We start from the raw sequence: 15,434 nt of genomic DNA on the forward strand, positions 1-15,434 counted from the left end.
CAACCCCGGAGGCTGTCCGGTCTTAGCTGGCGACCGGGTGGCAACGAGGTGGCCCGGCGGACAGAAAGAGAGCGCGATGAAGATCGTGGTAATCGGCGGCACCGGCCTGATCGGGTCGAAGCTGGTGAAGAAGCTGGGCGAGCACGGTCACGAGGCGGTCGCGGCGTCGCCGAACACCGGCGTCAACACGCTGACCGGCGAAGGGCTGGCCGAGGTGCTGGCGGGCGCGCAGGTGGTGGTCGACGTGTCGAACTCGCCGTCGTTCGAGAGGACCGCGGTGCTGAAGTTCTTCGAGACCTCCACGAGCAACCTGCTCGCGGCGGAGGCGGAGGCGGGCGTGGGTCACCACGTCGCGGTGTCGATCGTGGGAACGGAGCGGATGCCGGAGAACGGCTACTTCGCGGCGAAGATCGCCCAGGAGCAGCTGATCGAGAAGTCGGGGATCCCGTTCTCGCTCGTGCACTCGACCCAGTTCTTCGAGTTCGCCCGCGGCATCGCGGACGACGCCATGGTGGACGGCAAGGTGCACATGGCGCCCGTGCTCTTCCAGCCCATCGCGGGCGACGATGTCGCTCAGGCGGTCGGCCGGACCGCGGTGGGGTCGCCGCTGAACGGCAGGGTCGAGATCGCCGGGCCCGAGCAGTCCCGGATGGACGAGTTCTTCCGGCAGGCGCTGGCCGCCTGGGGCGACCCGCGCGAGGTGGTCACCGACCCGCACGCGCGGTATTTCGGCAGCGAGCTGAGCGAGCGGTCGCTCGTTCCGATCGGCGACGCCACCCTCGGCACGATCCGCTACCACGACTGGCTCGACCGCACCGCCACCGGCAAGTAGGCCGACGAGGCCGTTCATCCCTGAGGGCGCGCACGCGATGACCGCGATCACCGGCCACGCCGCTGTCCCGGCCGCACCGCTGTCCCGGCTGCGCCGCTGTCCCGGCTGCGCTGCGCAGGTCGCCGCGGTCGTCGCGTCCCGCCCCCCGGCCGAGTCATCCGCACACCGACACGGAGAGAGGAACGATGACCGCTCCGAACGACGAGACCGAATTTCTGCACGAGCTCGAAATCGAGGTCGAGGCGGAGGTGATCCGGGTCGAGTCCAGCCGTCCGGAGGACGCCGCCGGCCTGCCGGTCACCGACTGGCTGTTCGACCCGACGGACGCCGAACGCGAGGAGATCGGCCTGCGAGGGCTGCTCGCCGCGGTCGAGGTGCTGGAAGACGACCCCCGGCCCGGCGATCCCGCCGAGTAGAGCGGCCTAGCGGGCGACGCCGCAGGCGAGCAGTTCCTCCAGTTCGGCGAGGTCGCCGGTCTGCGCGGCGGAGAGGAACGTCCGTACGAGGCGCCGGTGCCCGGTGGTGCTCACCGGGTTGCGCCGCTCGCCGGCGAGGTGGTCGCGGGCACCGGCGCACGAGTTGCCGCGCGTGGTCTTCGCTCAGGCCGAGGATCTCGGAGATCCGGCGGTAGGGGTAGCCGAAGGCCACGCGCAGGAGATGGACCGCTCGTTCGGCAGGGGTCAGTCTCTCCGGCAGCGACCGGATCGCGGCGTCGACCGCCTCATGTCGCTCGGCCGCCGTCTCGGGGCCGGCAAGCGCACCATCGAGACGCGCGCCACTCTCACCGCCCAGGAAGCGCAGATCGCGCGCCTGGCCGGTGACGGGCTGACGAACCCCGAGATCGGCGCGCAGCTCTTCATCAGCCCGCACACCGTCGAATGGCCCTGCGCAAGATCTTCACGAAGCTCGGCATCGCGTCCCGCAGGCCATTCAGCACCGCGCTGCTCGCGGGCACCGGGGCCACGGCCTGAGGTCTCGCTGATTCGCCCGTTGACGGGCGGTGCGACATTTCGTACGTTCCGCGTAGGCCGCACCCCCGGCGCCCCCGACGGAAGGGGTTGCAGTGACCACCGAGCCGGATTCGAACGGGACTGAGCCGAATATCGGGCTCAATATTGAGCCGTACATCGGGCCGGATATCGTGCCGGGGCCACTTGCCACGCCACCACCGGAGTTCGCCCGCAGACGCGAGTCGGGGCCGCTGGAGCCGGCGGCCATGCCCAGCGGCGACCACGTCCCGATGGCCGTCCGGTACGAGGACGTCCGCGCCCTGCTGGCCTCGCCCGCATCCAGCCGCAATCTCCGCCTCCCCGGATTGCCGCGGTTCGTGAGCGGCGTCGGCATCGACGACGACCCGGACGCGCTGATCAATCAGGATCCGCCGGAGCACACGCGCTACCGCCGGATCATGCAGGGCACCTTCACCCCGCGCCAGATCGAACCGTGGCGTCCCCGCATCGCGGCGATCGCCCGAAAACTCCTCGACGGCCTGGGTGACCGCTTCGACGTGGTCCAGGGATACGCGCTGCGGCTACCGGCCCATGTCATCTGTGAAATGCTCGGCGTGCCGATGGACCACTACGAGCAGTTCGTCCAGTGGACGGACATGTTCCTGACCACCTCCACGGCCACCGAGCAGGCGCGTTACGAGAGCTACAACGACTTCATGGCCTACGCCGCGGAACTGGTCGCCCAGCATCGCCTCTCGCCCGGCGAGGACCTCATCGACCTGCTCATCCAGGCCAGGGACTCCGGCGACCGGCTGTCGGAGGGCGAGCTCGTCAACACCGTCTTCTCTCTCATCACGGCCGGTTACGAGACGACCGCCTCCATGATCGCCCGTGGCGTGTTCCGGCTGCTCCTCCATCCGAACCAGTGGGACGAACTGGTCGCGGACCCGGCCCTGACGGCTACGGCCGTCGAGGAGATCCTGCGCTTCGACGGACCGCCCGCCAGTGCCTTCATGCGCCGCATCACGGAGGACACCGACCTGCCGAGCGGCTCGCTGAGCGCGGGGACGGTCGTCATGCCGAACCTGAACGCGGCCAACCACGACCCGCAGGCGTTTCCCGAGCCCAGCCGGTTCGACATCCACCGTTTCACCGAACACCCTCCCAACCCGCATGTGGCATTCGGTTACGGTCCACACCGCTGCCTGGCAGCCAGTCTCGCCAGGGTCGAGCTCACCGAGGCGATCAGGGCCCTGGTCACCCGGCGACCCGCTCTCCGCCTGACCGCCTCGCCCGAATCGGTGACATGGACCGATGGTCTGGTCCTTCGGCCGGTCGCGCTGCACGTCACCTCGGGGGCGGCAGGCGCCTGACCGAGGCGGGCCGGACGCGCCTGGTGGCCGGTCGGCGGCAGCGCGCGAAGTCGTGACCGGCTCCCTTCCGCCAGGCGCGGAGCTCATGGGTCGTGAAGAAGTTCCCTGCGGCTGTCACACGTCCGGCGGCTGTCCGGTCTTAGCCTGCGACCGGTCGCGTCACACGCACAGACACCACTTCTGCCAGTGAGGTAGGACTTCGATGAACGATCTGGAACCGCAGGGGACTGTCACTGTTCCCGGACCGGCGCCAATCGACACCCTCGACAGTTTGCGTGAGCACCTTCAGTGGGCGGTCGAGCTGGAACACGCGACGTTGCCGCCGTACCTGTGCGCGCTGTACTCCCTGGAGCCGGAGCACAATCCGGAGGCCGTGGAGGTGGTCGGCAGCGTCTTCGCCGAGGAGATGCTGCATCTGGCGCTGGCCGCGAACCTGCTCAACGCCGTCGGCGGCCGACCGCGCCTCGACATGCCGGAGATGTTGGCGCCGTATCCCCGGCGGCTGCCCCACAGCGATCTGGAGCTGTCGCTGCTCCCGTTCGGCCCGGAGTCCCTGGAGATGTTCCTGCGACTGGAACAGCCGGCCCCACCCGGCGCTCCGGCGGAGGGCGACGGCTACGAGACGATCGGGCAGTTCTACGACGCGATCGAACAGGGACTGCGCCACCTGTGCGAGCAACTCGGCGAGCGGGAGGTCTTCTGCGGCGACCCCGCGCGCCAGGTGAGCGGCAGCCATTTCCGGCACACCGCGGGCTGGTTGTTCGCAGTGGAGGATCTGGAGTCGGCGCTGGGGGCGCTGAAGGAGATCGTCGAACAGGGCGAGGGTACGGCACGGGGCGAAGTCTGGGACGGGGACCAGGACATCTTCCACCCCGATCGGGACGAGGTCGCCCACTACTACCGCTTCCGGGAACTCCAACTCGGCCGGCGCTACCGGCGCGGCGACACCCCGCAGTCCGGGCCGACCGGCGAGACGATCTCGGTGAACCTGGCCGCCGTGCGCCGGATGCGGCCCAACCCGCGGCTGTCCGATCACGCGCCGGGCAGCGCGATCCGTATCGCGCAGGACGAGTTCAACAGCACCTACTGCACGCTTCTGAACCAGCTGGAGCAGGCCTTCGACGGCGACCCGAAACTGCTCGGGGCCGCCGTCGGCACGATGTACGCGCTCAAGGCCCAGGCCGACGCCCTGTTGCTGATGCCCGATGTGGACGGCACCACGGCCGGCCCCACCTTCGACTATGTGCCGCCGGAGTCACGCTCATGAGCGTGTCCACCGCGGCTCGGAGTCGAGCTCGGCGAGCGCGGTCTTCAGCTCGGTGCGCCCCCTGATGCCGAGCTTCGTGAAGACCTTGCGCAGGTGATACCCGGCGGTGCGCGCGCTGATGAACAACCGCGCGGGCACGGGAGGGCCGGTGTGCGCCACGACTGAAGGCGGGAACCGGAACCGGTTCCCGCCTTCTTCGCTCTCAACGTGTGGTGGTGAACAGGAACGCGCAATCCTGTACGGCCTCCACGCGGTGGCGGCGTTCCGGCATGACCAGCAGATCGCCGGGCTGCCCGTCCCACGAGTCGGGCCCGGCGACAAGCCGCACCCGCCCGTGCAGCACGTGCACCGTGACCTCGCCGGGATGCTCGTGTTCGTGGATGTGCTCGCCCTGTCGCAACGCCATCACGGTCTGCCGCAGCGAACGGTCGTGCCCGCCGTGGACGGTGGTGGCGCTGCGCCCGCTGTCCGCCTCGCGGGCGAGTGCGAGCAGATCACGGACGAGTGCGGTCAGCGAGACCTTGGTCATGACCGCGGCGCCCGACGGTCGCGCCGAGCTTCCAGCTCCTCCGGGCTGACCACGGTCAGCATCGGCTGCCCCGGCGCGCAGAACATCGTCACCACGAACGCCGACTCCTCGTCGGCGAGATGGTTGCCGTCCTGGTAGTGGATCACGTCCCCGCCGGGCTCCCAGAACGTCTCACCGGCCCGGACGACCCGCGCGGGTTCGCCTTCGAGCTCGAAGTCGATCGCTCCCCTGATCACGAACCCGAACGCGGGCCCGGAGTGCCGGTGAGGCGGCGCACCAGGGCTGTTCGGCGGCAACGTGACCAGGATCGTCATCGCCTCGGCCCCCTCCGGCGCAGGCGGGGCCCCCGGCACGGTGCCGACCACGTCGATCTTCGGTGGCGGACCGCTCCTGTCGGGGTTCTCAAGGTGGTGAACGTGGGTGTGATCGGTGCTCATCGGGATTCCTTCGCGTGACGGTGGCCGGCTCGATCCGGCCGTGCACCAGCTCAGACAAGACAGCGTCCCGATGCGTGACAACGCCGTCCTCGGCGAGGCTGGGTTGTGAACGCCGAAGGTCGGCGGCGAGCCTGACAGGAGTGTGTGCCGATGCCGGTAGCGCCACAGGTTGTCATCATCGGAGGGGGCCTGGGTGGGCTCTGCGCGGCCCACGGCCTGCGGAGGGCCGGGATCGGCGTGACGGTCCACGAGCGCGATCCCTCACCCGGCCACCGGCCGCAGGGGTACCGCCTCCACCTCGACTCACGCGGCGCGGGCGCGCTGCACCAGTGCCTGCCGCCCCGCCTGTACGAGCTGTTCACCGCCACGGCCGGGCTGCCTAGCAGGCGAGTCACCGTCGTCGACGAACGCCTGCGGGAACTGCACGGCGTGACGTTCGACGGCGTGTCGGCAGGGGGCGACCCCGCGACCTTCAGCGCTCCGGTCGACCGGATGGTGCTGCGCCAGGTTCTCCTGGCCGGGCTGGACGGCGTGGTCGGTTATGGCGCCGAGTTCACGCACTACGAGCACGAGGGCGAGCGTGTGCGCGCCTGGTTCGCCGACGGCGGCAGCGTCACGGGTGACGTGCTGGTGGGCGCCGACGGCATCGGTTCACGAGTACGCGGGCAGTTGCTGCCGCACGCGCGGATCAAGGATCTGGGCACCAGGTGCGTCTACGGCAGGACCTTGCTCGGTGAGCGGGTGGCCGGCCTGCTCCCTCCCCGGATTCACGAGGGCTTCGTGTCGGTGCGCTCGAGCCGGGCCGGTCTGGCGCTGGGTCTGGTACGACCGCGCGAGGATCCGGCGGAGGCGGCCGCCAGGCTCTGGCCGGGGCTGCGTCCGCAGTGGCCGGGCGACTACGTGATGTGGGCGCTGACGGTGGACGCGCGCGAGCTTCCGGGCACCGACGCCGAGCGTCACGGCGGGCCTGCCGCTCGCCGGCGCGATCGGCGACTACGAACGGCGGATGACCGGCTACGGCTTCGCCGCGGTGCGCGCGTCCGAGCGGGCGGCGACGGCGAGGGGCGGACCTCTGACCAGCGCAATGTCCCGGCTCGGGCGAATGCTCCACTAGAGCGTTTCCGACCGGAACGAGCATCGCCGGCTGGTTCGCCGTCAGCGCGTGATCTGGCACCGTTGCGCGACCTGCTCCATGACACCCGGGGTCTACCGCCAGGTCGCGGACTCCGGGTCGACGCCATGAGCCGCGGCGTTCGCGCAGATCGTGTCGCGTAGCCAGACGGCCAGGCCCGGCTCGACCGCGTCGTAGTGGCCGGCGAACCGGAGATCGGCGGTGAACATCCGCCCGATGCAGGCGTGCATCGAGTGTGTGCAGTCGAAATACCTCGACATCGACGCGCGGTGCCGCTCCGCGAGCGCGTTCGCGCCGGTGGACCCGGGCGTCACGCCGGCGCGTTTCGCCGCGGCGAGGTCGGCGTTCAGGGCATCGGTCTCGGCCGCGATCCTCTTCCAGTCCTCCGGCTTCATCTCGCCGGCCCGCTCGACGTACTGCGCCCACTGCGCGCTGTCGCCCCAGCGGTCCTCGGCCTCGTCGGCCCAGGCGGGCTGCCAGTCGTCGCCGAAGATCTCGACCTGCTCCTCCGGGGTCAATCGCATGGCGGTGCTCGACGCACCCAGCATGCGGTCGACCGCGCCGACCATCTTCCGCAGGCGGGAGATGCGCTCCACGAGCAGCGTCCGCTGCCGGCGCAGATGGTCGCGCGCGTCGGCGGCCGGGTCGTCGAGGATCCGGCCGATCTCGGCGAGCGGAAACCCGAGCTCCCTGTAGACGAGGACGCGGTGGATCCGCGCGACGTCGTCGCCCGAGTACACGCGATATCCGGCCCCGGTGTGCCCGCTCGGACGTACGAGGCCGATCGCGTCCCAGTGGTGCAGCGTCTTCACGCTGACCCCGACGAGCGCGGCAGCCCGGCCGACGGTGAGGCCGTCGGAGCCGTCCGGTCCGGTGGCGACCGGTCGGCATTCGCGGGCGTCGCTCGTCACCGGCCCAGTATCGCCGACCTCGCCGGAGGCCCACGGCCTGAGGCGGGCGTGCGGGGTGCTCACTCGGCCGGGATCTCGATGCCCATCGCTCGCAGATCGTCCGCCCGCGCACTGTGCGGATCGAGCGGCTGAGCGGCCGTCATCACCACCCGGGCGTTCTCGGGCGTGACAACCGTCAGCTCGATGGAGTTCCACGGCATCTCCCTCGGGCCGCTGGTGCAGCCCGGCACGAGTTCCTCGCAGCGCACGGCGATCTGGTCGATCTGGCTGAGGACGCAGGCGAAGCTGACAGTCATCGCCGGGACCTCGCCCACGTGTTCCGCGGGCACGAGCAGGACGTCCTGGAAGGCCCAGCGGCGCAGATGAGTCAGCCGATCCGGCACGGAGAACAGGTCGACGAACCCGAGCCCGCGGGTCCAGAAGTCCTTCGACGCCGCGAGGTCGCGCGTGGGAATGCTGACGAACATCGGCATGCCGTAGTAATCCCGGTAGATCTCGGGGGCGGTCGCGTCGAGCGCGGGCATGGGGACGGGACTGACGTACTCGCTCATGCCCTGATCGTCGAGCCTCCTGCCGCGTCAGGGTCAAGGCCGTGACGACGGCGAACGGCCATGCCTGTGGAGACGGCCGCGGCGGCGATCAGGGACGCGACCCGGTGGGGAAAAGAGGGGGGCGCGTTCCCGCTCCTCGGAACGCGCCCCCGGTCATGGCGTGGACGTCAGGCGACGTTCACCGTGGCGGAGCTCTGCCGCTTGGCCGGCGTGCCGGCGAAGGCGGCCTTCCATGTGCCCGTCCCGCCGCTGTTCACCTTCACGCTGTACTGCCCGCGCGACCCCGTACGCGTCGAGGTGACGTACGTGTAGCGGGCGGAGCCGGCCTTGCGGAAGTAGACGGCGATGGTCTGGGTGGCAAGGCCCGACCGGCCGGAGGTCAGCGAGCCCGAGAGCGTCAGCTGCTTGGCACGCCGGTCGTTGCGGGACCGCTTCGCCGTCTCCTCACTCGCCGAGGCGGTGATGGTCAGCGAGGTGGCCGCGGCGGAGCGGGAGCCGTTCTCGCCGTCATCCCGCTTGGCGTCCGGCTTGGTGTCCGGCTTGTTGTCCGGCTTCGGGTCCTGCTTGGGGGTCGTGGTGGCCACGGGTCGCGGGGCGCCCGGCTGACCGGTCGCCGCGAAGGCCGACGCCGTCGGGACGAGCACACAGGCGCCGACGGTGGCGGTCAGCAGTCCGGCGGTTACTTTTGCACGCATTGGTTCCTCCTCGGGAAAACCACCGGCGCGGGTTTCAATGGACAGAGAGGGTGCCCGCACCGGATTTCGCCTTCACCGAAGAACGTATCGGCCTTTTTCGCGGCCGAGACGATTCTTAAATATCCGCACGACCACGGCGGCCCGCTAACGCCATTCTTATGACGCCAGCTCAGAGAGGGCGCGTGGACGACGATCGACCCTATGCGAAAGAATCCGTCCGGGCGATGAAGTCTCATCCGATGTTCAGCCCGCGTGAGAATCCGATGAGACGACGCCCCGGCCCGTTCATCGTTTTCTCAGACGCCGCGATACGACCGCGGCATGAGGATCGCGCCGCCGTCCACCGCGCTGCCCGCCGCAGAGGGTTCAGCGGCCTCGCGTCGGACGGCTCGGGGGCCGGTCGTCGTCCATGGCTCCGTAGCCGGACGCCCGGAACAGGAAGGAGGCCCAGGACCGGTAGGGCCGCCACGCCTCGGCCACCTTCCGGTACGCGGCAGGCGGGGCGTCCTCCGGCAGCCCGTACGCCTCGCGCAGGATCGCGAACAGGCGTGGTTCGTCGCCCGGAAACGCGTCCGGCGCGCCCGCGCCGCGGATCAGGATCAGGCCGGCGGAGAACGGCCCCACGCCGGGCAGGGCGCGGAGCTCCGCCAGCGCCTCCTGGGGGTCGAGCGCGCGCAGGTGCTCGGCGGTGAGCACGCCGTCGAGCGCCGCGCGGGCCAGCCCGCGCAGCCACTCCTCCTTCTGCGCGGGCAGGCCGAGACCGCCGGCCTGCAGCAGCGTCATGGGCGGAGGAAAGGCGGCGTAGGTCTCCCCGTCCACGACGACCTTCGCGCCGTATCGCTCCGCGACGCGCTGTTTGAGCCGGGCGGCGATGAGCATCGACGAACGCTGCACGATCACCGCCCAGCAGGCCGCCTCCCAGGGGCTCCAGAAGCCCAGCGGGCGCAGGCCGGGACTCTTCCGCTGCAGGTCGCCGAGCACCGGGTCGGCCTCGCCGGCCGCGGCGAAGCCGGAGCCGTCCACGTCGAGGGACAGGATGCGCGCCACCTCGCCCCGGATCCGCGGCCCGGCGGCCCGCGTGGTGGCGACGGCGACCCCGTCCGGCGCGGCGGTCACGGTCACGCCGATCGGCAGCCAGTCGGACTCCGCGCAGTAGGCGAAGCGCAGCGCGCGTCCGTCGGAGGGCAGGCCGCTGGTGGCCGGCCAGTCCTCGACGAAGCGCAACGTGGCGCCGAAGTCGAACGGGCCCTCTGCCGTGAGCGTGAAACCGTGCCTGGTCATGGGCGACATCGTACGAGGCCAGGCCGACAGACGATCTTTCCGCCTGCATGGGCGTGACCCCCGTGGGCCACACCGGATCTTCGGGAACGAGGACACCCGGAAAGGACGGGAGGTACGGTCGGGATCATGGAGATGCTGGCGTGTGCGCTGATTCTTCTGGCCCTGCTCGAACGCCTGTGGCGATGGGCGGCCAAGGTCCGCAAGTCCGGCCGGTCCATCTCGGCCACCGGATTCGACGAGTTCGCGGCGGCCTTCCTTTCCACCAAACGGGTGCAACTGGAGCAGCGGCAGAGCGAGACGATGCTCCGCGACGACGAGACCGACGGCGCGCCACCCGCCAACCGCATCGACGCCGCCCGCAACAAGATCACGATCGTCGTACCGGACAAGAGGTAGCCCCGCACCTCGGAACGCTCTCCTTCGAAAGCTTTCGGCAGAAGACTTACGACTTTCACTGTCGCCCTTCCACTCCTGTTGCCTATTCTTCCGTTGCACGGCGACTTCCGGCGTGACCAAACCGGACTAACAGGCATTCCGTGCCGATCATGGAGTGGCATCGTGTCGAAACTTTTCGGTGACAGCGTGGAGATCGGCCTCGGCGACGAGCCGACCTCCCGAGGGATGACGGGTTCATGGTGACGGTGGCGTTCAGCGGCAGCCGGGAGGGCCAGGCGCCGCTGACCTGGGGACAGCGACTCATATGGCGGGCGGTCCACCTGATGGGCGACAGCCAGACGTTCCTGAGCTGCCCATGGGTGCTCCCGGTGTACGGCAGGCGCGACCTCGGCAGCGTCCTGGACGCGCTGCGCGTGCTGCTGGAACGCCACGAGAGCCTGCGTACGACCTTCGCTCTCACCCCGGAAGGGCCGGTGCAGCGGGTCCGCCGCGGCGGCGAGCTAGCCGTGGATCTGGTGGACGCGGGACAGGAACGGGCGCTGCGGGTCGCCGAGCGGCTCGCGGGCGAGCTGGGCCGGACGCCCTTCGCACACGACCGGGACCTGCCGCTGCGCTGCGCCGTCGTCGTCAAGAACGGCCGCCCCATGGCGCTGGCGGTCGCCTTCTCCCATCTGGCGGTGGACTTCCAGGCGCTGAACACGCTGTCGGAGGAGTGGAAGGCCCTGCTGCGCGGCGAGGAACTGCCGCCCGCCGAGTGGCAGCCGATGGACCAGGCGGCCGCGGAGCGCGAGGAGCCGTACCCCGCCCGCTCGGCCAGGTCCGTCCGATACTGGCACTCCGTGCTGGCGGAGGGGCCGCTCGACGTGTTCGACCATCCGCCGCGTGAGGCGGACGACCCGCGGTTCATCGAGGTCGGCATGGAGTCGGTGGCGCTCGCCACCGCGGCGCAACGGCTGGCCGAGCGCTGGACGATGAGCACGACCAGCGTGCTGCTCGCCGCCTGCGCCACCGTGCTGGCCGTCGTAAGCGGCCGTCCGCGTGCGGTCATGCAGCTCGTGCACAGCAACCGCCGCGACGCGCGCGTCCGCACGATGGTCGGCACCGTGGAGCAGGACGGCCTGTTCGTGCTCGATCTGCCCGCCACGGACTTCGCCGCCGCCTGCCGGGCCGCGCAGCGGGGGGCGCTCAGGGCGTACCGCAACGCGCACTACGACCCGTTCGAGATGCAGGCGATGCGGGAGGAAATCGGCCGCCGCCGCGGCCGGGAGCCGGACCTCGACGCGTTCTTCAACGACAGGCGGACCGTCGGCACCTGGCCGGGCCTGCCTCCCGTCGGCCCCGACGAGGACGTGGCCCGCCTCACCGAAAACACCAGGACGTACGTCACGAACGCCTGGCCGGGTGTCCGGTTCAAGGCGTTCTTCACGGTCGTCTCGGCCCCCGACACCGGGAAGCTCAGCCTCATCGTGGACACCGCCTACCTGCCCCCGCACACCGCGGAGGCGATGCTGCGCGGCGTCGAGGCCCTGCTGGTCCGCGCTCTCACAGAGGAGGTCCCGATCGCCGCCGTCCCCGAGGTGTGCGGGGTCGGCCCCTACGACGGGCGGCTCAGGACTGCTGGATCGCCAGGCGCAGACCGAAGCCGATGACGATGAGGCCGGTGAGCCGGTCCAGGCCGCGCTTGACCGCCGGCCTGCGCAGCCAGCCGCGCAGAATTCCGGTGAACCCGATGAGCACGGCACTCCACACCAGCGCCTCGCAGACGTGGACGCCCGCCAGCAGTACGCCCATCACCGCGTGCGGCACGCCTTGGGGCATGAACTGCGGCAGCACCGCGACGTAGAAGGCGCCCACCTTCGGGTTGAGCAGGTTCGTCAGCAGGCCCCGCCGGAACGCCCGTCCCCATCCGGCCTCCGGCGGGCCGGGCGGTGCGACGTCCTCCATCCGGCTCGTGCGGCTCGTGCGGCTCTGCCAGAGCATCCTGCCGCCCATCCAGACCAGGTATGCGACACCCGCCCACCGCAGCACCTCGTACGCCACGTGGGAGGCGGTGAGGAGAGCGGACAGGCCGGCGGCCGTGAGCAGGCCCCACAGCAGGGTGCCGACCTGGATGCCGAGCACCACGGCCCAGGCCGGTCGCCGGCCGGCGAGCAGCGACGTACGCAGGATCAACGCCGTGTCCAAGCCGGGCGTGAGCGTGAGCAACGCCACGATGACGGCGAACGAGGCGATCGCACCATAGACGTTCACGACGGCCACCGTAACCCACGCGCACGCACCCGGCTTGACCCTCTTCACATCGACGGGCACCCTGCCGTGGTGATCACCGTCCGGATGAACGACGCCGCGGCCGAGGCCCTGGGTTCCCTGTCGAGACGGCCAAGCCGGGCGCGCCGGTTATGGTCACCCCGGCGACAGGACCAGGACCGCGTGGTCGGGCGCCACGCTCGCGAGCCGCAGGCGGATGTCGCCGATCCTGCCGGGCCGTCCCAGGGCCAGCGTCAGCCCGCCCTCCGTCCGGCAGCGGCCGTTGACGCAGTCCTGGCTGACGCTGGTGTTCATGCCCTCGACGTGGAAGGCACCCGCGCCCGCTTCGAAGCGCAGCCGCAACTCGCCCCGGTCGAGTGCGACGATCGTGATCGCGTCGAGGCCGGTCTTCCGGTCGAGCCGCAACCGGTCACCAGGACGGACCGCCACCTCGCAGTCGGCGTTCCGGCACGCCTCCGGATGGTCCGCGGCCGATACGACCGACGAGCTAGGCGAGGGCGACGCGGCGGGGACCGCGGTGGACACCGGGCCGCCCGTGGCCACGGGCCGCGGCCGCATCTGCGGCTCCGGGGTCCCGCACGCCGTGAGCAGCACGGCCACCGGAACGGCGACGAGGCCGGCCCGGCCGATCAGGCGGGACGCGTACGGTCCTCGACGCATGACTCTCCCCGAGACCACGACGGCTACGCCGGTCAATGGCACCGGCGGCCGGAGCGGCCCAGGCCCCGCCGCTCGGCTCGTTCGAGCCTTCCCCGAGCCCGGCGGCCCCAATCCCCGAAGCGGGGATCACAGGAGGAGCGCGCCGGTGATCTGATGGGCGGTCCTGCGCACGGCCGCACTCAGGCGCGGCAGCGCCGCCGCTCCCACCGGCGCGGCGACCGCGACGACCATGCACACCCCGCCGTCCGGGCCGCCGAAGACGGGCGCGGCGACGCAGCACACTCCCTCGGCGAACTCCTCCCGCGCGTACCCCACGCCCTCGCCGCGGACGGCCGCGAGCTCGCGTTCCAGCGCGGCCGGCGCGGTCACCGTACGGCCGGTCATCCGCCGCAGGGCCGGGGCGGCGAGGAACGCGGCGCGCAGGCCTGCGTCGTAGGCGAGCAGCACCTTGCCCGTGGCCGTGCAGTGCAGCGGCGCCCGGTCAACGCCGTCCGACGGCGACTTGACCCGGTTGTGCCCGTACAACCGCTCGACGTACGCGACCTCGAATTCGTCCCGCACGGCCAGGTTGACCGTCTGCCGGGTGGCCTCGTACAGCTGGAGCAGGTGCGGCAGGACCGCCCTGCGGGAGCCGGGCAGGCGACGGCCCTGGACCGCCCAGCCGCGCGGTGGCACGAGGTCGGCGAGGCGTCCGCCGACCGTGTAGTCGCCGCCCGTGCGCGTGACCAGGCCCCGCCGCTGCAGGGTCCCGAGCAGGCGATGGGTGGTGGTCTTGGAGAACCCGGTGGACCGGTGCACCTGGGTCAGGTTCATCGGCCTCATGCCGGCGGCGAGGCACAGGAGGATTTCTATCCCGCGTTCCAGGCTGCCCAGCGCGGAGGCCGCCTCCGCCCGGCGGGCGCGATCCAACGGTACGAACAACCTCACCCCGCGACGCTCGAGAACCACATCCTGATCGGCCAGCGGTCACCTTAGCCGTGCCGCACGGCGCATGAGGGGCGAATGCGCGGCTCCTCAGCCCTGCAGCGCGCGGCTTGAGGACGCCAGCCCGACCTGCCGGCCCACTTCGTCGCACTCCGCCGCGGCCAGCACGGGAGCGAGCAGGCCGGGGAACCGGGTCTCCAGGTCGTCCCGGCGCAGCACGACGAAGCAGCGGGTGCCCTCCTGACGGGTGCGGGTGATCCCGGCGTCGCGCAGAACCCTGAGGTGATGGCTGAGCGTCGACTTGGCGACCGGGGCCCGCAGCTCCCCCCCATCCGCGCTCCCGCCCGTCGGCCAGCAGCCGGACCAGCCCCACCCGGATCGGGTCACTGAGCGCCGCCATGACCGCGGTGAGGGAAGAGTCGTCTTGACCGGACAGTCAGCCGGCCGCTTCGCCGGCCGGGTCGTCGTCGTCACCGGTGCGGGCTCGGGCATCGGACGCGCCGCCGCCCTCGCCTTCGCACACGCCGGCGCCCAGGTCCTCGGGATCGGCCGCCGCGCACACGCCCTCGAGGAGACCGCCCGGCAGCACCCGCGCATCGCCGCACTCGCCGCCGATGTTCGCGGCGCGGGCTCGCCCGAGACGATCGCGCGCACGGCCGTCGACCGCTGGGGCCGGTTGGACGTGCTGGTCAACAACGCCGGCGCGACCACGGTCATGCCGCTGGCCGAGACGACGGCGGCGCGCGTCACCGACCTGTTCGACCTCAACGTCACCGCGCCCAGCCTGCTCGCCCGAGCGGCGCTGCCCCACCTGCGGGAAACACGCGGATCGATCGTCAACATCTCGAGCACCTACGGCCACCGGCCGCTGCCCGGCGGGGCGCACTACGCCGCTTCGAAAGCCGCGATCGAGCACCTCACCCGCAGTTGGGCGCTGGAACTCGCCGGGGACGGGATCCGGGTCAACGCCCTGGCCCCCGGGCCGACCGAGAGCGAGGCACTCACCGCCGCCGGTCTTCCCGAGACCGTCGTCGAGCAGACCAAGCAGGACGAGGCCCGTCGCATCCCCCTCGGCAGGCGTGGCGAGCCCGGAGAGGTGGCCGAGTGGATCCTCCACCTCGCCGATCCCGCCGCGACCTGGCTCACCGGCCAGGTCCTCACCCTCGACGGCGGTCTGGAGCTCACCTGACCCGGGGAACCGCATCCGGCCGAGGTGATCCCCGAGCAC

19 protein-coding genes and 1 pseudogene are annotated in these 15,434 nt (G+C 71.2%); 9 read left to right on the forward strand and 11 right to left on the reverse strand.

The genetic code is table 11. From position 1 onward, the window contains the following. Positions 1 to 76 precede the first annotated feature (76 nt). The 5 genes and pseudogenes from FH610_RS22770 to FH610_RS22795 all read left to right on the forward strand — a co-directional run bounded on the left by FH610_RS22770 (position 77) and on the right by FH610_RS22795 (position 4,422). Complete coding sequence (locus tag FH610_RS22770; protein WP_139576633.1) at positions 77 to 832, forward strand: SDR family oxidoreductase; 756 nt, start codon at positions 77 to 79, stop codon at positions 830 to 832. A 185-nt stretch (positions 833 to 1,017) separates the two neighbouring features. After that, positions 1,018 to 1,248 (forward strand): hypothetical protein, encoded by a 231-nt coding sequence (locus FH610_RS22775; protein WP_139576639.1) that lies wholly within the window; start codon positions 1,018 to 1,020, stop codon positions 1,246 to 1,248. Positions 1,249 to 1,555: 307 nt separating this feature from the next. Further along, a pseudogene (locus FH610_RS44575) lies at positions 1,556 to 1,663 on the forward strand (hypothetical protein); the annotation flags it as partial. Positions 1,664 to 1,973: 310 nt separating this feature from the next. Beyond that, positions 1,974 to 3,155: a cytochrome P450 gene (locus FH610_RS22790; protein WP_240809134.1), complete on the forward strand. Its 1,182-nt coding sequence runs from the start codon at positions 1,974 to 1,976 to the stop codon at positions 3,153 to 3,155. Positions 3,156 to 3,426: 271 nt separating this feature from the next. Further along, positions 3,427 to 4,422: a ferritin-like domain-containing protein gene (locus FH610_RS22795; RefSeq protein ID WP_205825980.1), complete on the forward strand. Its 996-nt coding sequence runs from the start codon at positions 3,427 to 3,429 to the stop codon at positions 4,420 to 4,422. Here FH610_RS22795 and FH610_RS42915 read toward each other — a convergent pair. The 3 genes from FH610_RS42915 to FH610_RS22805 are packed head-to-tail and all read right to left on the reverse strand — an operon-like array spanning position 4,417 to position 5,388. Next, a complete protein-coding gene (locus tag FH610_RS42915; RefSeq protein ID WP_161628056.1) occupies positions 4,417 to 4,581 on the reverse strand; it encodes a LuxR C-terminal-related transcriptional regulator in 165 nt (54 codons plus the stop codon). The genes FH610_RS22795 and FH610_RS42915 overlap by 6 nt on opposite strands. Positions 4,582 to 4,624: 43 nt before the next feature. Then, positions 4,625 to 4,951, reverse strand: a complete 327-nt coding sequence (locus FH610_RS22800; RefSeq protein ID WP_139576651.1) for a cupin domain-containing protein — start codon at positions 4,949 to 4,951, stop codon at positions 4,625 to 4,627. Then, on the reverse strand, positions 4,948 to 5,388 hold the full coding sequence (locus FH610_RS22805) for a cupin domain-containing protein (RefSeq protein WP_139576657.1): 441 nt from the start codon (positions 5,386 to 5,388) through the stop codon (positions 4,948 to 4,950). The genes FH610_RS22800 and FH610_RS22805 overlap by 4 nt, the downstream gene beginning before the upstream one ends. A gap of 150 nt (positions 5,389 to 5,538) precedes the next feature. Between FH610_RS22805 and FH610_RS22810 the strand changes: the two genes are divergently transcribed. After that, a complete protein-coding gene (locus FH610_RS22810; protein ID WP_139576661.1) occupies positions 5,539 to 6,663 on the forward strand; it encodes an FAD-dependent monooxygenase in 1,125 nt (374 codons plus the stop codon). Here FH610_RS22810 and FH610_RS22815 read toward each other — a convergent pair. The 4 genes from FH610_RS22815 to FH610_RS22830 all read right to left on the reverse strand — a co-directional run bounded on the left by FH610_RS22815 (position 6,595) and on the right by FH610_RS22830 (position 9,958). Beyond that, positions 6,595 to 7,431, reverse strand: a complete 837-nt coding sequence (locus FH610_RS22815) for a MerR family transcriptional regulator (RefSeq protein WP_139576663.1) — start codon at positions 7,429 to 7,431, stop codon at positions 6,595 to 6,597. The genes FH610_RS22810 and FH610_RS22815 overlap by 69 nt on opposite strands. 59 nt (positions 7,432 to 7,490) lie before the next feature. After that, positions 7,491 to 7,982, reverse strand: a complete 492-nt coding sequence (locus FH610_RS22820; RefSeq protein WP_139576664.1) for a VOC family protein — start codon at positions 7,980 to 7,982, stop codon at positions 7,491 to 7,493. Between the two features lie 167 nt (positions 7,983 to 8,149). After that, complete coding sequence (locus FH610_RS22825; protein WP_139576665.1) at positions 8,150 to 8,677, reverse strand: hypothetical protein; 528 nt, start codon at positions 8,675 to 8,677, stop codon at positions 8,150 to 8,152. Between the two features lie 366 nt (positions 8,678 to 9,043). Next, entirely contained in the window at positions 9,044 to 9,958 is a 915-nt protein-coding gene (locus FH610_RS22830) for a DNA-3-methyladenine glycosylase family protein (protein ID WP_139576666.1), read from the reverse strand. A gap of 126 nt (positions 9,959 to 10,084) precedes the next feature. Here FH610_RS22830 and FH610_RS22835 point away from each other — a divergent pair, with 126 nt between their 5' ends. Both FH610_RS22835 and FH610_RS22840 read left to right on the forward strand, forming a co-directional pair. Then, on the forward strand, positions 10,085 to 10,354 hold the full coding sequence (locus tag FH610_RS22835; RefSeq protein WP_139576667.1) for a DUF6191 domain-containing protein: 270 nt from the start codon (positions 10,085 to 10,087) through the stop codon (positions 10,352 to 10,354). A 236-nt stretch (positions 10,355 to 10,590) separates the two neighbouring features. Further along, a complete protein-coding gene (locus FH610_RS22840) occupies positions 10,591 to 12,003 on the forward strand; it encodes a condensation domain-containing protein (RefSeq protein WP_139576668.1) in 1,413 nt (470 codons plus the stop codon). Here FH610_RS22840 and FH610_RS22845 read toward each other — a convergent pair. From FH610_RS22845 to FH610_RS22860, 4 genes are all read right to left on the reverse strand, one after another. Further along, a complete protein-coding gene (locus tag FH610_RS22845; protein WP_167538762.1) occupies positions 11,963 to 12,604 on the reverse strand; it encodes a LysE family translocator in 642 nt (213 codons plus the stop codon). The two genes, FH610_RS22840 and FH610_RS22845, sit on opposite strands and share 41 nt — an antisense overlap. Before the next feature lie 153 nt (positions 12,605 to 12,757). Next, on the reverse strand, positions 12,758 to 13,282 hold the full coding sequence (locus FH610_RS22850) for a hypothetical protein (protein ID WP_139576669.1): 525 nt from the start codon (positions 13,280 to 13,282) through the stop codon (positions 12,758 to 12,760). Positions 13,283 to 13,408: 126 nt separating this feature from the next. Further along, positions 13,409 to 14,209 carry an IclR family transcriptional regulator gene (locus FH610_RS22855; protein WP_139576670.1) on the reverse strand — a complete coding sequence of 267 codons (801 nt, stop codon included), beginning with the start codon at positions 14,207 to 14,209 and terminating at the stop codon, positions 13,409 to 13,411. An 87-nt stretch (positions 14,210 to 14,296) separates the two neighbouring features. Then, complete coding sequence (locus FH610_RS22860; RefSeq protein WP_338104572.1) at positions 14,297 to 14,593, reverse strand: ArsR/SmtB family transcription factor; 297 nt, start codon at positions 14,591 to 14,593, stop codon at positions 14,297 to 14,299. A 37-nt stretch (positions 14,594 to 14,630) separates the two neighbouring features. Here FH610_RS22860 and FH610_RS22865 point away from each other — a divergent pair, with 37 nt between their 5' ends. Then, the gene (locus FH610_RS22865) at positions 14,631 to 15,395 is read left to right on the forward strand and encodes an SDR family NAD(P)-dependent oxidoreductase (RefSeq protein WP_139576671.1); all 765 of its coding nucleotides are present in this window, start codon (positions 14,631 to 14,633) and stop codon (positions 15,393 to 15,395) included. Positions 15,396 to 15,434: the final 39 nt, after the last annotated feature.

Origin of the sequence: Microbispora catharanthi, from assembly GCF_006334915.2 — a bacterium.
GTDB classification, from domain to species: Bacteria; Actinomycetota; Actinomycetes; order Streptosporangiales; family Streptosporangiaceae; genus Microbispora; species Microbispora catharanthi.